Consider the following 15,473-nt stretch of genomic DNA (forward strand, 5'->3'; position numbering starts at 1 on the left):
AGGAGGCATCAAGGGCGTGATCGACACAGCGCCATAATCAGAGAGAAGATAAGCCGTGACTGGACGGAATATGGCGTTTTCGCCTCAAGAATATCGAGAAAGGCTGGCAAAGGTCCAAAACGCCATTCAACAGCGCGGGATGGTTGGCCTGCTTGTGCATTCGCCGCATAATATCTGCTATCTCACCGGCTATCACACCTCGGGCTTTTTCGCTTACCAGGTCCTGTTCGTCCCCGCCGACGGCGAGCCGCTGTTATTGGTCCGTGAACTAGAACGGACCAATGCAGACGAGTATTCGTGGCTGGCTCTCGACCGGCAGGCCGTTTATCTCGACAACGAAGATCCGGCTTTCGTGACGGGTCGGTGGTTGGCTGAACTTGGATGGACGGCGGCCAGCGACCCAATCGGTGTCGAAAAAACCTGCTTCAATTTGGCAGTAAGAGACTACGAGGAGCTTTGCCATGCTGCGAAGCCGAACAAAGTAGTCGATGGGTCAGGTATTGTCGGTCGCGTGCGGCTCATCAAATCGTCGCAGGAGATCGCTTATGCGCGTCGAGCTGCCGAAATAACCGACATTGCGATGCGCACAGGACTCGAGGCCCTCGCCGTCGGGAAAAAGGAACTCGAAATCGCATCGGCGATCCAGGAACAACAAGTCCTGGGCGGTTCTGAGTACACAAGCCTGCCGAATTACCTCTCATCTGGTTATAGAATGAGGATCGGTCATGCCACGCCGACCGAGAAGGTGATCGAGGCCGGCGACGTCCTCAAATTCGAGATCACCAGTTGCGTGAAGCGCTACAGTGCAGCGATGATGCGCACTGCCGTGATGGGCGCGCCGGCTGCCGAAATCGCTCAGGCGGCTGATCTTCTAATAAGTTGCCAAGACCGTGCCTTCAGCATGATGAAACCGGGCGCAGTTGCTGGCGAAGTCGATGCGGCAGTGCGCCAAACGGTCCTGAAAGCGGGACTTCGGAAAACCTATTATCCGCGAGTTGGCTATTCCTTGGGCATCGGCTTCCCGCCGGTTTCCGGCGAGTGGGAAGTATGCGACTTCATGGCAGGCGATACTTGGCTGCTCCAAGCCGGGATGATCTTTCACATGCTCGTCAATGCCAACGGCATTTCCTTCAGCGAGACTATTCTGGTGACGGAAACGGGTTCGGAACGCCTGACATCCCTGCCGCGGGAGCTCTACATTGCCCAATAATCCCACCTCGTCGACCGGCGCCTTTCCCGGCCCGAATTCCGATCTTGGGAAAGGGGAGGCTTCCGGGCTGCTGATCACGAACATTGCGGAACTAACACCCCTTGATGAATTTGGGTCGGGTCCTCAGAGAGGTGGCCTGAAACACCTAAAGTCGATCAGGAACGCTGCAATCCATATCGTTGACGGGCGGATAAGGGATTTTGGGCCTGCCGAACGAGTGGCGGCCGGATTGCCGGAGGGAGCAGCGCCTAGAGTTCTTGATGCGTTCGGAGGCGCGGTGATGCCTGGTTTCGTCGACTGCCATAGCCACTTGCTCTATAGCGGCTCGCGGGCCGACGAGTACCCAATGCGGGTCGCGGGCGCTAGTTATAGTGAAATCAGTTCCAGCGGCGGCGGCGTCACCCGCACAATTCGCGAAAGCACCGACGCAACCTCAAGCGAACTGAAGCACGCGTTGAGGGCGAGGCTGGAGAAAGCGTTGCTGAATGGGACAACGACTGCGGAAATCAAAACCGGTTACTGGGTCGCTCCGGAAGGAGAATGCGCCGCGCTGGATATCATAGCCGAGGTCTCAGGGTCTCAGCCAGTCGACCTCGTTCAAACTTTCCATGTCGCGTTGGGCACGCCGGCACGATTTGGGGGAGCTGGAGAATATGCCAGATACGTCATCGACCACGTTCTACCGGCCGTTGCTCCGTATGCACGCTTCTGCGATGTTGTTTGCGATGTCGGTGCCTTCGCTGACAATGAGGCACGGGAAATATTGCAAGCAGCGGGCAGGCGCGGTTTAAACTTCAAGATTCACGCCGATGAATTTTCCGCCGCCGGCGGTGCCGAACTCGCAGCTGAGCTTGGCGCTGTTTCAGCCGATCATTTATGCTTCCTGGGAAAAGACACTGCCCAAACGCTGGCCAAGGCACAAACGGTTGCCGTCTTGCTTCCGGCGACGTGTCACTATCTGCTTGCTCCCAGGTTCGCGGACGCCCGCCACCTCATTGACGGCGGAGTACCGATAGCGCTCGGGACAGATCATGGGCCAGGCAGTCCGACCCTTTCAATGCCGTTCGTCATGGGTCTGGCATGTTCCTGGTTGCGAATGGATCCGGCCGAGGCGCTGGTCGCGGCGACGTGTAACGCCGCTCACGCCATCGGAGCCGCCTCAACTGCGGGCCAAATAGCGATCGGGCGCCCAGCGGACCTGGTGGTCCTAAAGGCGTCGACCTATCGAGATCTACCATATTTGATCGACCAAAACTTGATCCGATACACCCTTAAGGACGGCGCTGTCTTCGGCAAGCACATAAAATAACAACTTCAACAAAGGGGAATAAAGTGGCCGTGCTGCTGCCCGTAACCCACCACTACAAATTGGCTCGTAAGCTGCCTGGCAGGCGAACGCTGATTGAGGACGGGGTCGCTGTGGGGCACTGGAACGCTGCCTGTGCTCTCGGCCTCGAAGAGGCGGCCGGCTGCCTAAAAATAGGACGGCCCGCCGATTTCGTCGTCCTTGAGGCTGAGTCATAACGAGAGAATCCCATGCTTGATCGACCATCCGCTGGTCAAAACCACAATCAAGAAGGGAAAGTCTACCTGAACTGACCTCAGTTCAGGCAACCCGGGAGGAAAACATGAACAATATAGGAACCATTTCGAAGACATCAATTGGAGCAATCGTGGCTACTCTGCTGCTGCATGTCTCGCATGCGCAGAGCCAGGAGACACTTACTATTTCTGCTTCGGGGGGGTCATACGACGCCTGTGTCAAGGAAGCCTATCTTGACGCATGGGAGAAAGAGACAGGCATTAAAGTCGTTGTAGGCGGTGGAGCATGGGACCTCGGTGTTTGGCGGGCACAGCAGGAGACGGGGAAGACCGAGTGGGACGTTGCCACATCGGACCCCGGCCAGTTGCGCCAGCTGGTCCGAAATGGGTGGGTCATGCCGATTGATCCCGAACTCCCTAATAAAAATGGAGGTCTCGTCGATTTTCCGGGCCTAGTGCCCAAGTTTGATGGCAAGATCTATGCTCTACCGACCGAAATTTTCTCGACTGTCGTCACCTACAATTCCAAGGCTTTCAAGGGCGACAAGCCCAAGACCTGGGCTGATGTCTTCAATACCGAAAAGTACCCCGGCAAACGTCTGTTTTCCAACGTCCCCGTTGACTTCGGTGTGCTGGAAGTTGCCCTTCTGGCCGACGGGGTCGCGCCTGAAAATCTCTACCCACTGGATGTAGACCGTGCGCTGAAGAAGTTGGACTCTATCAAGAGCGAGATCCTTTGGTATGATTTTGGTACTCAGCAAGTGGCGCTTTTGCAACAAGGCGACGCAGTGATCGGGGCCGGTTGGGACGGCCGAGTGAAAGCCCTTCAGCGAGACGGCGGTACGATCGAATTCTCCACTGAGCAGGCGATGGTTAAACCGGATCTTTGGATTCTGCCAAAGGGGGGCAACTCCGAACTCGGCGCTCGTTTTCTTGCCTTCATCGACAACCCTGAACGACAGGCCAAATTCGCAACCTGCATCGGCTACGCTCCAGCACTTCGTAAGGCGTACGACCTGCTGCCTGCCAATCAGAAGTTCACTGTCGACCCGAATAATCTGAAGGGCGTCGTCGTGTGGAACGACGAATATTGGGCAAAAAACGCACGGGAGGTCACCGCGCGTTTTAATGAATGGCTCACCAAGTAGGGAGTTCGGTCGCCTACGGGTCGATAGCAAGCAATGAGGTGACAATCGTGTCCAACACCAGTAAGGATTGCGGGTCGCCACCCGCAATCCAGATCAGCCGACTGAAAAAGTTCTATGGTGCAGTGGAAGTGTTGCGAGGTCTAGACCTTGTAATTCCGGAAGGTTCCTACACAACCTTTCTTGGGCCGAGCGGTTCTGGAAAAACAACCCTCCTTAGGATTATCGCTGGTTTTGCCAGTGTTAGTGAGGGGGCAGTCAGCATTTCAGGTGTCGACGTAACCGACAGAGCTGCCCGCGCCAGGGGTATAGGCATGGTCTTCCAAAACTATGCCCTTTTCCCCCATCTCACGGCGAGAGAAAATGTTGAGTACCCGCTTAAAGTCCGCAGGTTGCCGCGCGAGGAGCGACGCCGACGTGCGCTGGAATACCTGGAGCGGGTGCACCTGTCAGAGTGGGCCGATCGCTATCCGCGCGAGTTGTCCGGTGGACAGCAGCAGCGCGTGGCTTTGGCACGCAGCCTGGTTTACGGACCCAAGCTTCTGCTGCTCGATGAGCCTCTGAGCGCGCTCGATAAACATTTACGGGGGCAGATGCAGGACTTCCTGAAGGAGTTGCAGCGAGACCTGGGCATTACCTTTGTTCACGTTACGCACGATCAGTCTGAGGCTCTGGCGCTTTCCTCGCTGGTGGTCATTATGCGTGATGGTCGACTGGAGCAGGTGGGATCACCCGAGCAGATCTATCTCGAACCAAATTCCCGCTTTGTAGCGGGCTTTATCGGCAACAGCAACATCGTGTGTTGCTGCGTCACTGCTCGCAATGGGCGGCTCGCAACGGTCAGGCTCGAAGATGGGACGGAGGTCGGTGTTCCCATTCCGGCAGGTGTCACTGAGCGGCTTGGTGTGGGCGAAAAATCGCTTCTCTTATTACGACCGGAGAAAGCCGAGACAGGCTATGGTATCGATACGAGCGTGGTCTCCATGTCCGGGCCGGTGTTGAGCACGACCTTCATGGGTACGCATTACCAAGTGGTTTTTTCGACCCGGCATGGGGAAATCACAGCTCACCTGAACAACGACTATGCGCCTGGCCAGTCAGTAGACGTTGCCTGGCGCGCCGGAAATCTAATCGTTCTGCCAGAGAGTTGATTGCCATGCCAGCTCACCGGATCAAAATCAACCCGATAGTTCTCGCCGCTGCCCCCGGAATTGCTCTGCTCGTCATCTTCTTTGCCATTCCGCTCGCCAACTTAACAGTTCGCAGTCTCACGGACCCGGAGTTTGGCTTGGGTAACTATAAAGCGGTACTAGGGTCCCAGACTTACCTACGAGTGGGGTGGCGCACCATCTGGATATCCTTCCTTGCAATGTCCGGGTGCGTCCTAATCGGCACGCCAGTTGCCTATGCAATTGCCCATTCGAAGTGTCGCGCCTTGGTCGTCGTTACCCTCGCCGTGTTGGGACTCTCGTTTCTCACGAGTTCGCTCATACGCGCGTTCGCCTGGATGATCTTGTTCGGAGCACAGGGGCCGATCGTGGCAATTCTCAACGTAGCAGGGTTGGACGTACATACCCTCCTCGCAACACAGGTAGCGGTGGTTGTCGGCATGATCCATTTCCTCCTTCCTATCTACGCGCTGACCGCTTTCGCGGGATTTCGCAACATGCCCTTTGATCTGGTGGTAGCAGCCGAAGGTCTTGGCGCATCGCGCTGGTACGCGCTGCGTACCGTTTATTTTCCGCTTGCGCTGCCGTCCATCATCAATGCCGCGTCACTCGTCTTTGTGATTGCGCTGGGATTCTTCATCACACCTGCGCTCCTTGGCGGTCCAAGCGAAATGATGCTGGGGCAGTTGATCGCCATCAGCATATCGAAGTTCGGTGATTTCGGCTTTGCGGCGGCGGCCGGTGTCCTGCTGATGGTGATCACACTTTTCCTGCTCAGTGCGGTGCAGTGGGTCTCGGGGCAAAGACAATGAGTTCGAAATATATTCGGCTCGGCATCGTGGGGGCCGGCCTTTGGGCTGAGCGAGCGCATCTGCCGGCATTTGCCCGCATCTGCGGAGTTAAGATCGTCGGCATCGCGGACCCCAATACCGATCGAGCGCGGGAGCTTGCCAGCCGTTTTGGTATACCCAGCGTCTACGATAATCACGAGGACCTGCTTGCCGGCGGTGTGGACGCCGTCGCGATTGCCGTGCCTGTTGACCAGCATTTCCGGATAGCGTCTGCGGCGCTGCGCCGGGGGGTGCATGTTCTGTGCGAAAAGCCACTGGCGCGCACGGTTGACGAAGCTGCGGCACTGAAGGAGATGGCCGGGTCAGCCGGAGTGGTTGATTGCATGGGCTTTATGTTGCGCTTCAGCCCAGCCTTCCTTCAGTTGCAGGGGCTGCTTGAAAGTGGTGCTGTGGGTCCAATTCATAGCATCCTTTACCATTCGCATTTTGCTCAGTTCTTCGATCCGCAAACGCCCTGCCATTGGACAATGAACGCCGAACGCACCGGCGGCGGCGTCTCAGTCGAATACGGCTGCCATGGTCTGGACCTCGCTCGATCCGTGGCCGGAGATATTACAGAATTGTGCGCCAATGCACGTACGCTTGTTCCCGAACGGCCGGATGTCGGAGGCGCCATGCAGAAGGTCGACGTGGATGAAGTCTGCTCCTGGCTTGCCAACTTTTCCGGAGGGGCGGAGGGCCTATTCCACGTCAGTTGGAGTTCGAGTCTTAGCTTTGGCGTCGAGTTCGCGGTCTTCGGTCAGAACGGAGCTTTAGGCTGGCGCAAGACCGAAAGCTGGCCATTTTGCCAAGTTCTGTCAAGTATCGATCCCACGCGAGAGATGCAGCCGATCGAGATCGACCGGCGCTATACCGACCGTGTCGGTTGGGCGGAATCGTGGCGTGCTTGCTTCATGAGCGGCCTCGCCCACCAGTTCACCGCCGAGATCGCAGGGGCTCCTAGGCGCTCCCCGGGCTTTCACGACGGACTCGAAAGCCAGCGCGCCCTCAAAGCCATCGGCACTTCGCTCGCGGAACGGAGGTGGGTGAGCCTTCACGAAGCCGCGCCGAGCTCGCGGGCCGATGAACGCAAATTGGGGATCCTCTGATGTGGTCGGCGGAAAAATTGGCGGGCCTCATCAGCGAATTTGATCCTTCGGTCATTTCGCAGGCCACACGTGGAAAGGTATCCGATCTGGTCATTGACGTCGTTGGCGCCGCCGCGGCAGGGGCTCGCACCGAGGCCGCCGCTGCAACCCGCGCCGTGTGCCAAGGCCTCTTCTCTCCCGGCTTGGCGCTTTGCTGGTTCACTGACAAAAGGCTCTCACCTGCCGCCGCTGCGTTTGCAAATAGCGCGGCTGCAGCTGCCCTCGACATTGATGATGGACACCGGCGAGCAATCGGGCATCCGGGTGCGGCAATCATTCCGGCCATGATCGCTGAAGCGGAAGCAAGCGATGCGAGCTCCGAGGAACTGCTCGCCGCGATCGTTGTCGGATATGAGGCTGGCATCCGTGTCGCCTCAGCCCAGTCCAACAGACAGGACAGCCGCCTCTATGCGACGGGCCGGTGGGCACCGGTCGCTGTTGCTGCGGGGCTTGGCTTTCTCCGCCGCCTCGACAGGGCCAGCCTTGCACAGGCCTTGGCAATAGCCGCGACCCATCGCCCAGCGCAACTGCCAAGTGGGACCAGCAAACAGCTAGGACACGCTAAGGAGGGCATACCTTGGGCTTCCTTCACCGGCTTCGTGGCGGTCGACCTTGCACAGAATGGATTCACTGCATCGCTCGACATCTTCGATATACCAGAGCTTTTCGATGGGAGCGCATTGCATCGCGACTGGGGCGAACTGTTCGAGATCGAGCGCACCTACACTAAACCCTATTCGTGTTGCAGATGGATTCACGCAGCCATTGATGCTCTGCGCATTATCATGGATCGCGAGCCGGTGCAGGCACATGACATCTCCCGCGTAGAGGTCCATACCATCGGACCCGCAGTACGATTGAACAACAAACCGGATCCATCGGCACATTTCGAGGCCCAGTTCAGTGTTCCATTCTGTCTTGCGGTGGCAGCGATTGAAGGAAGCAATGCCCTGGTCCTGCCCGATACTGCCGTCCTTCACCGATCGGACCTCATCAGCTTCGCGCGGAAGGTCAACCTAAGAATCGATCCCCAACTCGACGTCCTTTTCCCGGCTCGGACCAGCGCCCGGTTGGTCGTGGAGACGCGATCAGGCGTCTATGAACACCAAGTCGACTTCCCAAAGGGAGAGCCAGACAACGCAATGACCCGCTCCGAACTCTTGGAGAAATTTGAGCGACTCTGCACTTTTGGTCATGGTCCTTCAAAAGCAGCCCGGCTTGTCACTGCCTTCGCTATTCTAGACGATAGGACACTCGACAATGTCACTCAGCACATCTCCGAAATTATCCTACCAACATGAATCGGCCTACGGTTCGGCAGTTCTGCCAAACGCACGGAGAAAACCAATGAGACGGTCGTTCGATGCAGAGGGATGGCGCGAGCGATTCCTAATCCTCTGGACGATCATTACAATTCTTTTCCTTTTGCTGCCGCTGTCCGTGATTGTCATTATGTCGTTTTCTGCAGGACAGTTTCTCACGATGCCTAAGGAACTGTCACTTCGATGGTACCAAGAAGTGCTTACGAACGGTCAGTGGCGCCAAGCCGCTTTGAATTCAATTTCGATAGCATTGCTCGCGGTTTCTATTGCACTTCCCGCCGGGCTCGGACTGGCGCTCGCGAACCATTACGCTCCACCTGGGTGGCGGGCATTCGTGAGGTCGGCGGCCGCGGGCCCTATGGTTGTCCCTGTCATCGTACTTGCGATCGCCCTTTTCTTCGTGCTGGCCAAACTCGGCGTTGTGGGGACGCGATTTGGTGTGGCGATTGGGCATGGCCTGCTCGTCATGCCATTTGTCTTCGTTTCGGTGTCCACTGCGCTCGAGTATTTCGATGATCAGCTTATCGAAGCTGCGGAGTCGCTTGGCGCGTCGCGTTCTTACGCGTGGCGGACCGTCTTGCTTCCCTTCGTAGTACCTGCAATCGTGGTGGGTGCAGCGCTTGCATTCGTGAACTCGTTCGACGAAGCTGTTATTGCCATTTTTGTCGGACAAGGCGGAACACTCACTATTCCGAGCTTGATGTGGCGTTCCATTAATCTTGAGATTACGCCCAGCATCGCAGCCGTTGCCTCGATGGTCACTGGGGTCGGAATCGTGATTCAGGGTGCCGCGTTCTTGTGGCTTTGGCGACGCTTGGGGGTAAGCGTGAAGCTCAGCCCATCTCGCGCGACATGAGATGATCGAGCGATGATGGCATTTAAGGCGTCGTATCGCAGATCTGGAGCAGAAAGTCGGCCATTGGTAACTACATCTCGATTTTTTCAAGAAGCCTTGCGGCACTTCATGAAGCAGGGGCGTCGCCTTCCATTCATCAGCATCGCGCCGGCCCGCTCGGAAGCCAACGGAGCCGGTCCCGCAAAGTGTGCGCCGTCATCACCGGCAACCTCTCCCAGGCAGGGCGCTGCACCGTCCTCACAAGTTGGAACCAACATAAGACACCCAAGTCGCGAATTTCAGCCACTTGGCTACCGGTGAAGCCTTTCGATTGGATTGTGGCGATCATTTTGGCTTCCTCGTTCGGTCGGGGCGATTGCCTGTCAAACGGCCCTTTAATTGCGGGTAGTTGTCAATCCGGATCTCGCACTGCCATCGCCGGGGTCATGGTCCTTTCCGAGGTCGAGTGCCTCATGATGATGTTCGGGTCGGGCGCCTCAACGTTTCCAACGAGATGCAGATGAACTGCTGTCAGCCGTTTGACCGAGGTCGCCGCAACCACCGTCCCGGCGGGGACATCACGAGCTCCGGGAACGGGCCCGCGATTGGGATCGAGTGCTGATCTGTTATGCCATCTTTTCGCAGCCCCACTCGAAGCTGGTGCCGTCAACCCAAATGCAATGAAGCAGAACCGCGATCTTCCGTGCGACCGCCACCTTTGCCTTCTTCAAGCCGATCCGCCTCGACAGACGCATCCCCCAGGCTTTCAGTGTGGACCACTTCTTGGTCCGGTGCAGGAGCACGCTGGCCGCCTCGTACAGGTAGGTTCGCAGCAGTCGATCGCCACAACGTGAGACGCGGCCATTAATATCCGTTTCACCGGACTGCTTTCGTCGCGGAGTCAGGCCGAGATAGGCTCCCACGTTGGCGGCCGAGCGAAAGCGCGAGGGATCGTCGATCGTGTGGCGGAAGGTGAGCGCGGTCACCACGCCGATGCCGGGGACTGTCATTAGCCGGCGTGTGGTTTCGTCTTCACGAGCGAGATGCCGGACCTGCCGATCAAGCTTCTCTTGTTCACAGCAGGCCTGCTCGTGGACAGACAGAAGCGCCTGAACCAAAGGGCGAAGCGGATGGCCGTCGGCAACCAGTTCCCAAACCTTTCGCCGGAACTGTGACCCAATCGATCGACTGAACTGCAGCCCATATTCCTTCAGCATGGACCGTGTCTGGTTTTCGAGATCGCGACGGATCTCGACAAGTCTCGACCGGGCGACGAGCATGGACCGGGTGGCCTGACTCTCTGCGCTCTTGACCTTCACTTCCCGATACCAGCCGACGCGAACCAGTTCGGCCAGGCCGCGGGCATCGTTCTCATCGCTCTTGTTCATTCGGACTGAAAGCGCTGCCTTTGCATGCCGAGCATCAAGGCAGACGACCGGCAACCCTACCCTTTTCAGCTCGTGCCAGAGCCAGCTGGACATGGCACCCGTCTCAAATCCGATGCGCACGGCGTGAGGCGCACGTTTACGCAGCAACTCCGTCAAGGCTCCTGGATCGGACTTCGCCTTTCCCTGGAACACCGTCTTTCCAGTATCGTCGACCACGCAGACGCTCGTCTCCCTCTGCGACACATCCAGTCCGACATATTGCTTCACTGCGGCCTCCTTGATCTCAATGGTCGGCGGCTTTTGCCGTCAGCCGAATCTTCGTTCAAAGGAGCGACGGCAGCAATTACGTCATCGTTTCCAAAACTGACCCCCGATTGGAGTGCGCCCCTCGGACCGGACAGGGTCAAGCCGCAGTTTTGACCATCTGCCGGGCGTGTTGGTCCTCGAACTGTTGCGGGCTGAGATAGCCGAGCGCTGAGTGCAATCGGCGGGTGTTGTAAACCTCATCAATGAAGCGGGGAAGGTCTTCAGCGACGTCGGCGAAGGTTTCGTAGGCCATCGGATAGACGGCTTCGACCTTCATCGTCTTCATGAAGCTTTCCGCTTTCGCATTATCGTAGGGATTGCCGCGCCGGCCCATCGATCCAATAAGATCGTGCTCGGCGAGAACGTTGCGGTAGAGGAGTGCGGCATATTGGGCGGATTCAAGCGGTCGTCGCAACACTCTGAAGTTGGAGGTTGCGATGAGCATTCGAAAGCGGCGATCGGCACGGTCTGGACGAGCGCCATTACCTTCACCAGGACGGCCACCTTTGGCGGGGCGCGATGAACAGATTAGATTCTGGCGGGCGATCGCCGCGGGGCTGAGCAGCGAAGATGCTGCGCTCGAAGCCGGAGTGTCGCAGCCTGTAGGAACCAGATGGTTCCGAAAGGCGGGCGGTATGCCACCAGCGATGTTCAGATCCTCGGCGAAGCCGCTCTCCGGGCGGTACCTGTCATTGGTGGAGCGCGAAGAGATCGCACTTCTCAGGGTACAGGGCCAATCCATGCAGGAGATTGGGCGCCGGCTCGGTCGGTCCGCCTCGACAATCTCCCGTGAACTGCGGCGCAACGCGGCCACCCGCAGCGGCGGGTTGGAGTATCGGGCGACGACTGCCCAGTGGCATGCGGATCGATCGGCCCGTCGGCCCAGGCCGACCAAGCTTGCGTTCAACGCAACCTTGCGCACTTATGTAGAGGAGAGACTTGCTGGCGTTGTCGTGGCCCCGAGCGGCGCTCCCGTTCATGGTCCCACCGTTCCGTGGAAGGGCCGCCGGCATGGCCCGCGAAAGGATCGGCGATTGGCCAGGGCCTGGAGCCCTGAGCAGATTGCCCGACGCTTGCCGATCGACTTCCCGGACGACAAGACGATGCGCATCAGCCACGAAGCCATCTATCAGGCCCTCTTCGTTCAGGGCCGCGGAGTGCTGCGCCGCGAGCTGACGGCCTGCTTGCGAACGGGGCGTGTGCTGCCGGTCCCCAGGGCGCGCGTACGCAGGCGAGGTAAGAGCTTTGTCTCGCCGGAGATCATGATCAGTCAACGCCCCGCCGAAGCGGCCGATCGCGCGGTGCCGGGTCACTGGGAGGGAGACCTCATCCTCGGTCTTGGCAGCTCGGCGATCGGCACGCTGGTTGAACGTACGACACGCTTCACGATGCTGCTGCATCTTCCCCGGCTGGCGGGGCATGGCGAAGCTCCGCGCGCGAAGAACGGGCCTGCGCTCGCGGGACATGGAGCTGAAGCTGTCCGCGACGCAATTACGCGCACCATCATCACCTTGCCCGAAGAACCACGCCGTTCGCTGACCTGGGATCAGGGAGCCGAAATGGCCCAGCACGATCGTCTCACGATCGATGCGGCAGCGCTGTCGTCATCTTGGCGTCGCCGAAGACGGCGGGCCATTCGCCAAACGCCAGGTTGGTGGTGACGATGATCGAGGTCCGTTCATAGAGCCTGCTGATCAGGTGGAAGAGCAATTGCCCGCCGGCTTGCGCGAAGGACAGATAGCCGAGTTCATCGAGCACGACGAAGTCGAGCCGGGTGAGGTAGTCGGCGATACGGCCCTGCTTGCCGCCGCGGTGCTCGGTCTCGAGCCGGTTGACGAGAATCGACGACGTTGAAGAAGCGACCGCGCGTTCCGTTGCGGATCAGGGCCCGGGCAAGGGCGATTGCCAGATGCGACTTGCCGGTTCCGGTGCCGCCGATGAGCACGGCGTTGCGCTGGTCGGCGACGAAGGTGCCGTTGGCAAGGTCCCGGACCAGCACCTCGTTGACCGGCGTGCCGTCGAAGTCGAACTCATCGATGTCCTTGGCGATCGGCAGCTTGGCGACAGTGAGCTGGTATTTGATGGAGCGGGCCTGCTTCTCGGCGATCTCGGCCGACAGCAGATCGCCGACGATCCTCGGCGGCTCGTGCTGTCGCTTGATGCCTGTCGCCATGACCTCGTCATAGGCGCCCCGCATCCCGTAGAGCTTCAGCGTCCCCATTAGTTCCAGAACCTGCGTGCGTTCCATCAGCTTGCCCTCCTGAGGCTGTCGTAGCGGGCGCAGTCGGCCTGCGGCTCATGCTGCAGGCGAAGCGCGTCCGGGGTGAGGATGGTGATGGCCGGCGCGGGGTCGCGCCGCCGCGCCAGAATGTTGATGATGACGGCACAGGAGCAGACGTTCTGATCGAGCGCCTCCTGGCAGGCGGCTTCCACGGCATCGATGCCGTCGGTCAACACCGCCGCCAGGATCGACACCATCTGCCGATCGCCGTCATGCGCCGCCTTCAATTTGCGTCGGATACGCTCCATCGCCGAGGGCAGAACCCAGCCCTGGAAGGGCGCACCGTTGCGCAGTGCACCGGGCTTGCGGGCAAGGACCGGCATGTAATGCCAGGGATCGTAGATCGTGTCGCCGCGCCCGAAGGAGCGGGCATGTTCGGCGACGACCACGCCGTCCTGGCGGATGACGATCTTGCCGGCATAGGCATGGATCTCGACCGGGCGGCCGACGGCGGTCGACAGCACCGAGTATTTGTTGTTGTCGAAGCGCACCGTGCACGTCTTCGACACCGAGGCCGGCACTGTATGGAATCCGTCGAAGGGACCGCGGTATTCAACCAGCTTGCCACGCTCCTCCTCGAACACGTTCCAGATCGTTCGTTCCGGTTGCTCGACGTGACGATGCGCCTTGGCGTAGGCGACGCACTTGTCATGCAGCCAGGCGTTCAGCTCCTCATAGGTCTTGAAGCGCAGCCTGGGCGTGAAGAAGCGCTCGCGCACCAGCCCGACCTGGTTCTCGACCTGACCCTTCTCCCAGCCCGATGCCGGTGTGCAGGCGACCGGCTGCACCAGATAATGGCTGCACATCTGCAGGAAGCGGCGATTGTATTGGCGATCCTTGCCAACAAAGATCGTTTCCACCGCCGTCTTCATGTTGTCGTAGATGCCGCGCGTGCAGGCGCCACCGAAGAAGGCGAAGGCCCGGTCGTGGGCGTCGAACACCATCTCCTGCGTCTCCCGCGGATAGGCCCTGACGAACATCACGCGGCTATGGCAGAGCCGGACATGGGCGACCTTCACGGTCACTGTCACGCCGTTGATCAGGACGATCTCGTGGCTCCAGTCGAACTGGTAGGCCTCGCCCGGCGCGAAGAACAGCGGCACATAGGCGTCCGCCCTCGCCGACCCCTGCGCCTTCGCCCAGCTCTTCGCGTATCGGCGGACGGCGTCATAGCCTCCCTCGTAGCCCAGGCTGCAAAGCTCTTCGTAAATCCGGATTAGAGCAGAATCTGATCACTCAGGCTCGTATCCTGCGGCGCAGAAGTAGTTTGAGCACTCCTCGGCGGTGAAGCGTGGCAAGGCGTCGCGGATTGCGTCCCAAAGCTCGGGGATGTTGCGTGCGGCGGCTTTCCTGAGGATCGACTTCAGCTTGGAGAAGGCATTCTCGATCGGGTTAAAGTCGGGGCTGTAAGGCGGTAGGAAGAGCATTCGCGCGCCGGCCGCTTCGATCGCTTGGCAGGCGGCGGCGACTTTGTGAGCGGGCAGGTTGTCGAGGATGACGATGTCACCAACTCGAAGCGTAGGCGCCAATACATGCTCGGCATAAGCGGCGAACCATTCACCCGTCATCGGTCCGTCGAGGACCATCGGCGCAGTCATGCCCGTCAGGCGCAATGCGCCTGTAAAAGTAGTCGTTTTCCAGTGCCCGTGCGGGATCGGAGATCGGCACCGCATGCCCCGCTTTGCCCGTCCACGCAGGCGAGCCATCTTCGTCGATGCGCCGGTCTCGTCGATAAAGACCAACCGTTCGGGATCGAGATCAGGCTGGGCCTTGAACCAGGCGCGTCGCCGCGCGAGCACGTCGGGCCGATCCTGCTCGCTGGCGTGCGCTGTTTTTTTTGAAGGTCATCGAGTGACGGTCGAGAAAGCGCCAGATCGTGCTCGGCGCGAACACGACCGCATGCTCCGCCCTGAGAAATTCAGCCAACTCGACCAGTGTGATGTCGTCCTGACCTTCGATCACCGCTAGGATCGTATCCCGGTAGGCTTCGATCCGCTGGGAGCGCTTGTCTCCGCCTTGGGGCTTTGCCCGCGTCGCGCCGCTCTCTCGCCATTCGCGGACCCAGCGGACCGCGCTTGCCGCGGCAACACCGAAACGATCCGCCGCAGCCCGCCGCGACAGGCCACTCTCAACCGCTGCGATCACTCGCGAACGCAAATCCTCCGATATGGCTCTAACCATGCCTGCTGGCCTCCATACCCAGCCGACATGATGAATCTGGAGGGTTCTGTGTGGTCGCGGGCGCGATTGGGCGGGCACGCACGGGTCGCGACTACATTGAAGCCTGATTGAACTGA

At 59.3% G+C, this 15,473-nt stretch carries 11 protein-coding genes and 3 pseudogenes; 9 read left to right on the plus strand and 5 right to left on the minus strand.

The features are described from left to right. Window positions 1–70: 70 nt before the first annotated feature. From NKG99_RS31700 to NKG99_RS31735, 8 genes are all read left to right on the plus strand, one after another. Window positions 71–1,210: a M24 family metallopeptidase gene (locus tag NKG99_RS31700; protein WP_352873194.1), complete on the plus strand. Its 1,140-nt coding sequence runs from the start codon at window positions 71–73 to the stop codon at window positions 1,208–1,210. Beyond that, a complete protein-coding gene (gene hutI / locus NKG99_RS31705) occupies window positions 1,200–2,519 on the plus strand; it encodes an imidazolonepropionase (RefSeq protein WP_352873196.1) in 1,320 nt (439 codons plus the stop codon). Before NKG99_RS31700 ends, hutI begins: the two co-directional genes overlap by 11 nt. A gap of 319 nt (window positions 2,520–2,838) precedes the next feature. Beyond that, a complete protein-coding gene (locus NKG99_RS31710; RefSeq protein WP_352873198.1) occupies window positions 2,839–3,900 on the plus strand; it encodes an ABC transporter substrate-binding protein in 1,062 nt (353 codons plus the stop codon). Window positions 3,901–3,947: 47 nt separating this feature from the next. Next, window positions 3,948–5,048 (plus strand): ABC transporter ATP-binding protein, encoded by a 1,101-nt coding sequence (locus NKG99_RS31715; RefSeq protein ID WP_352873200.1) that lies wholly within the window; start codon window positions 3,948–3,950, stop codon window positions 5,046–5,048. A gap of 5 nt (window positions 5,049–5,053) precedes the next feature. Next, the gene (locus NKG99_RS31720; protein WP_352873202.1) at window positions 5,054–5,878 is read left to right on the plus strand and encodes an ABC transporter permease; all 825 of its coding nucleotides are present in this window, start codon (window positions 5,054–5,056) and stop codon (window positions 5,876–5,878) included. Next, window positions 5,875–7,005: a Gfo/Idh/MocA family protein gene (locus tag NKG99_RS31725; protein ID WP_352873204.1), complete on the plus strand. Its 1,131-nt coding sequence runs from the start codon at window positions 5,875–5,877 to the stop codon at window positions 7,003–7,005. The genes NKG99_RS31720 and NKG99_RS31725 overlap by 4 nt, the downstream gene beginning before the upstream one ends. Next, window positions 7,005–8,345, plus strand: coding sequence for an MmgE/PrpD family protein (locus NKG99_RS31730; protein WP_352873206.1), 1,341 nt, complete (start codon window positions 7,005–7,007; stop codon window positions 8,343–8,345). The genes NKG99_RS31725 and NKG99_RS31730 overlap by 1 nt, the downstream gene beginning before the upstream one ends. 46 nt (window positions 8,346–8,391) lie before the next feature. Further along, window positions 8,392–9,222, plus strand: a complete 831-nt coding sequence (locus tag NKG99_RS31735) for an ABC transporter permease (protein WP_352873207.1) — start codon at window positions 8,392–8,394, stop codon at window positions 9,220–9,222. 605 nt (window positions 9,223–9,827) lie between these two features. Here NKG99_RS31735 and NKG99_RS31740 read toward each other — a convergent pair. Both NKG99_RS31740 and NKG99_RS36075 read right to left on the minus strand, forming a co-directional pair. Then, window positions 9,828–10,856: an IS110 family RNA-guided transposase gene (locus NKG99_RS31740; protein WP_352873209.1), complete on the minus strand. Its 1,029-nt coding sequence runs from the start codon at window positions 10,854–10,856 to the stop codon at window positions 9,828–9,830. Window positions 10,857–10,992: 136 nt separating this feature from the next. Next, window positions 10,993–11,340, minus strand: a complete 348-nt coding sequence (locus NKG99_RS36075) for a transposase (RefSeq protein ID WP_502911321.1) — start codon at window positions 11,338–11,340, stop codon at window positions 10,993–10,995. On the opposite strand from NKG99_RS36075, the pseudogene NKG99_RS31750 reads away from it, so the two are divergent. Then, window positions 11,333–12,487, plus strand: a pseudogene (locus NKG99_RS31750) (IS30 family transposase); the annotation flags it as partial. The gene NKG99_RS36075 and the pseudogene NKG99_RS31750 overlap by 8 nt on opposite strands. Here NKG99_RS31750 and istB read toward each other — a convergent pair. The 3 genes and pseudogenes from istB to NKG99_RS31765 all read right to left on the minus strand — a co-directional run. Continuing rightward, a pseudogene (gene istB, locus NKG99_RS31755) lies at window positions 12,480–13,143 on the minus strand (IS21-like element helper ATPase IstB); the annotation flags it as partial. The pseudogenes NKG99_RS31750 and istB overlap by 8 nt on opposite strands. Continuing rightward, a pseudogene (istA, locus tag NKG99_RS31760) lies at window positions 13,076–14,396 on the minus strand (IS21 family transposase); the annotation flags it as partial. The pseudogenes istA and istB, both read right to left, overlap by 68 nt. A 12-nt stretch (window positions 14,397–14,408) precedes the next feature. After that, window positions 14,409–15,357, minus strand: a protein-coding gene (locus NKG99_RS31765; RefSeq protein ID WP_352873212.1) for an IS630 family transposase whose coding sequence is annotated in 2 segments (ribosomal slippage) — window positions 14,409–15,015 and window positions 15,014–15,357 — 951 coding nt in all. Because the reading frame shifts where the segments join, the coding sequence is not laid out codon by codon here. Window positions 15,358–15,473: the final 116 nt, after the last annotated feature.

This window comes from Mesorhizobium sp. M1409 (assembly GCF_040317535.1).
In the GTDB taxonomy this organism is placed as follows: Bacteria; Pseudomonadota; Alphaproteobacteria; order Rhizobiales; family Rhizobiaceae; genus Mesorhizobium.

Coding starts and splice junctions, on each gene's coding strand:
- NKG99_RS31710 (WP_352873198.1), top strand. CDS start 2,839: ATGAACAATATAGGAACCATTTCGAAGACATCAATTGGAGCAATCGTG.
- NKG99_RS31735 (WP_352873207.1), top strand. CDS start 8,392: ATGAGACGGTCGTTCGATGCAGAGGGATGGCGCGAGCGATTCCTAATC.
- NKG99_RS36075 (WP_502911321.1), bottom strand. CDS start 11,340: ATGCTCATCGCAACCTCCAACTTCAGAGTGTTGCGACGACCGCTTGAA.
- NKG99_RS31725 (WP_352873204.1), top strand. CDS start 5,875: ATGAGTTCGAAATATATTCGGCTCGGCATCGTGGGGGCCGGCCTTTGG.
- NKG99_RS31720 (WP_352873202.1), top strand. CDS start 5,054: ATGCCAGCTCACCGGATCAAAATCAACCCGATAGTTCTCGCCGCTGCC.
- NKG99_RS31730 (WP_352873206.1), top strand. CDS start 7,005: ATGTGGTCGGCGGAAAAATTGGCGGGCCTCATCAGCGAATTTGATCCT.
- NKG99_RS31700 (WP_352873194.1), top strand. CDS start 71: ATGGCGTTTTCGCCTCAAGAATATCGAGAAAGGCTGGCAAAGGTCCAA.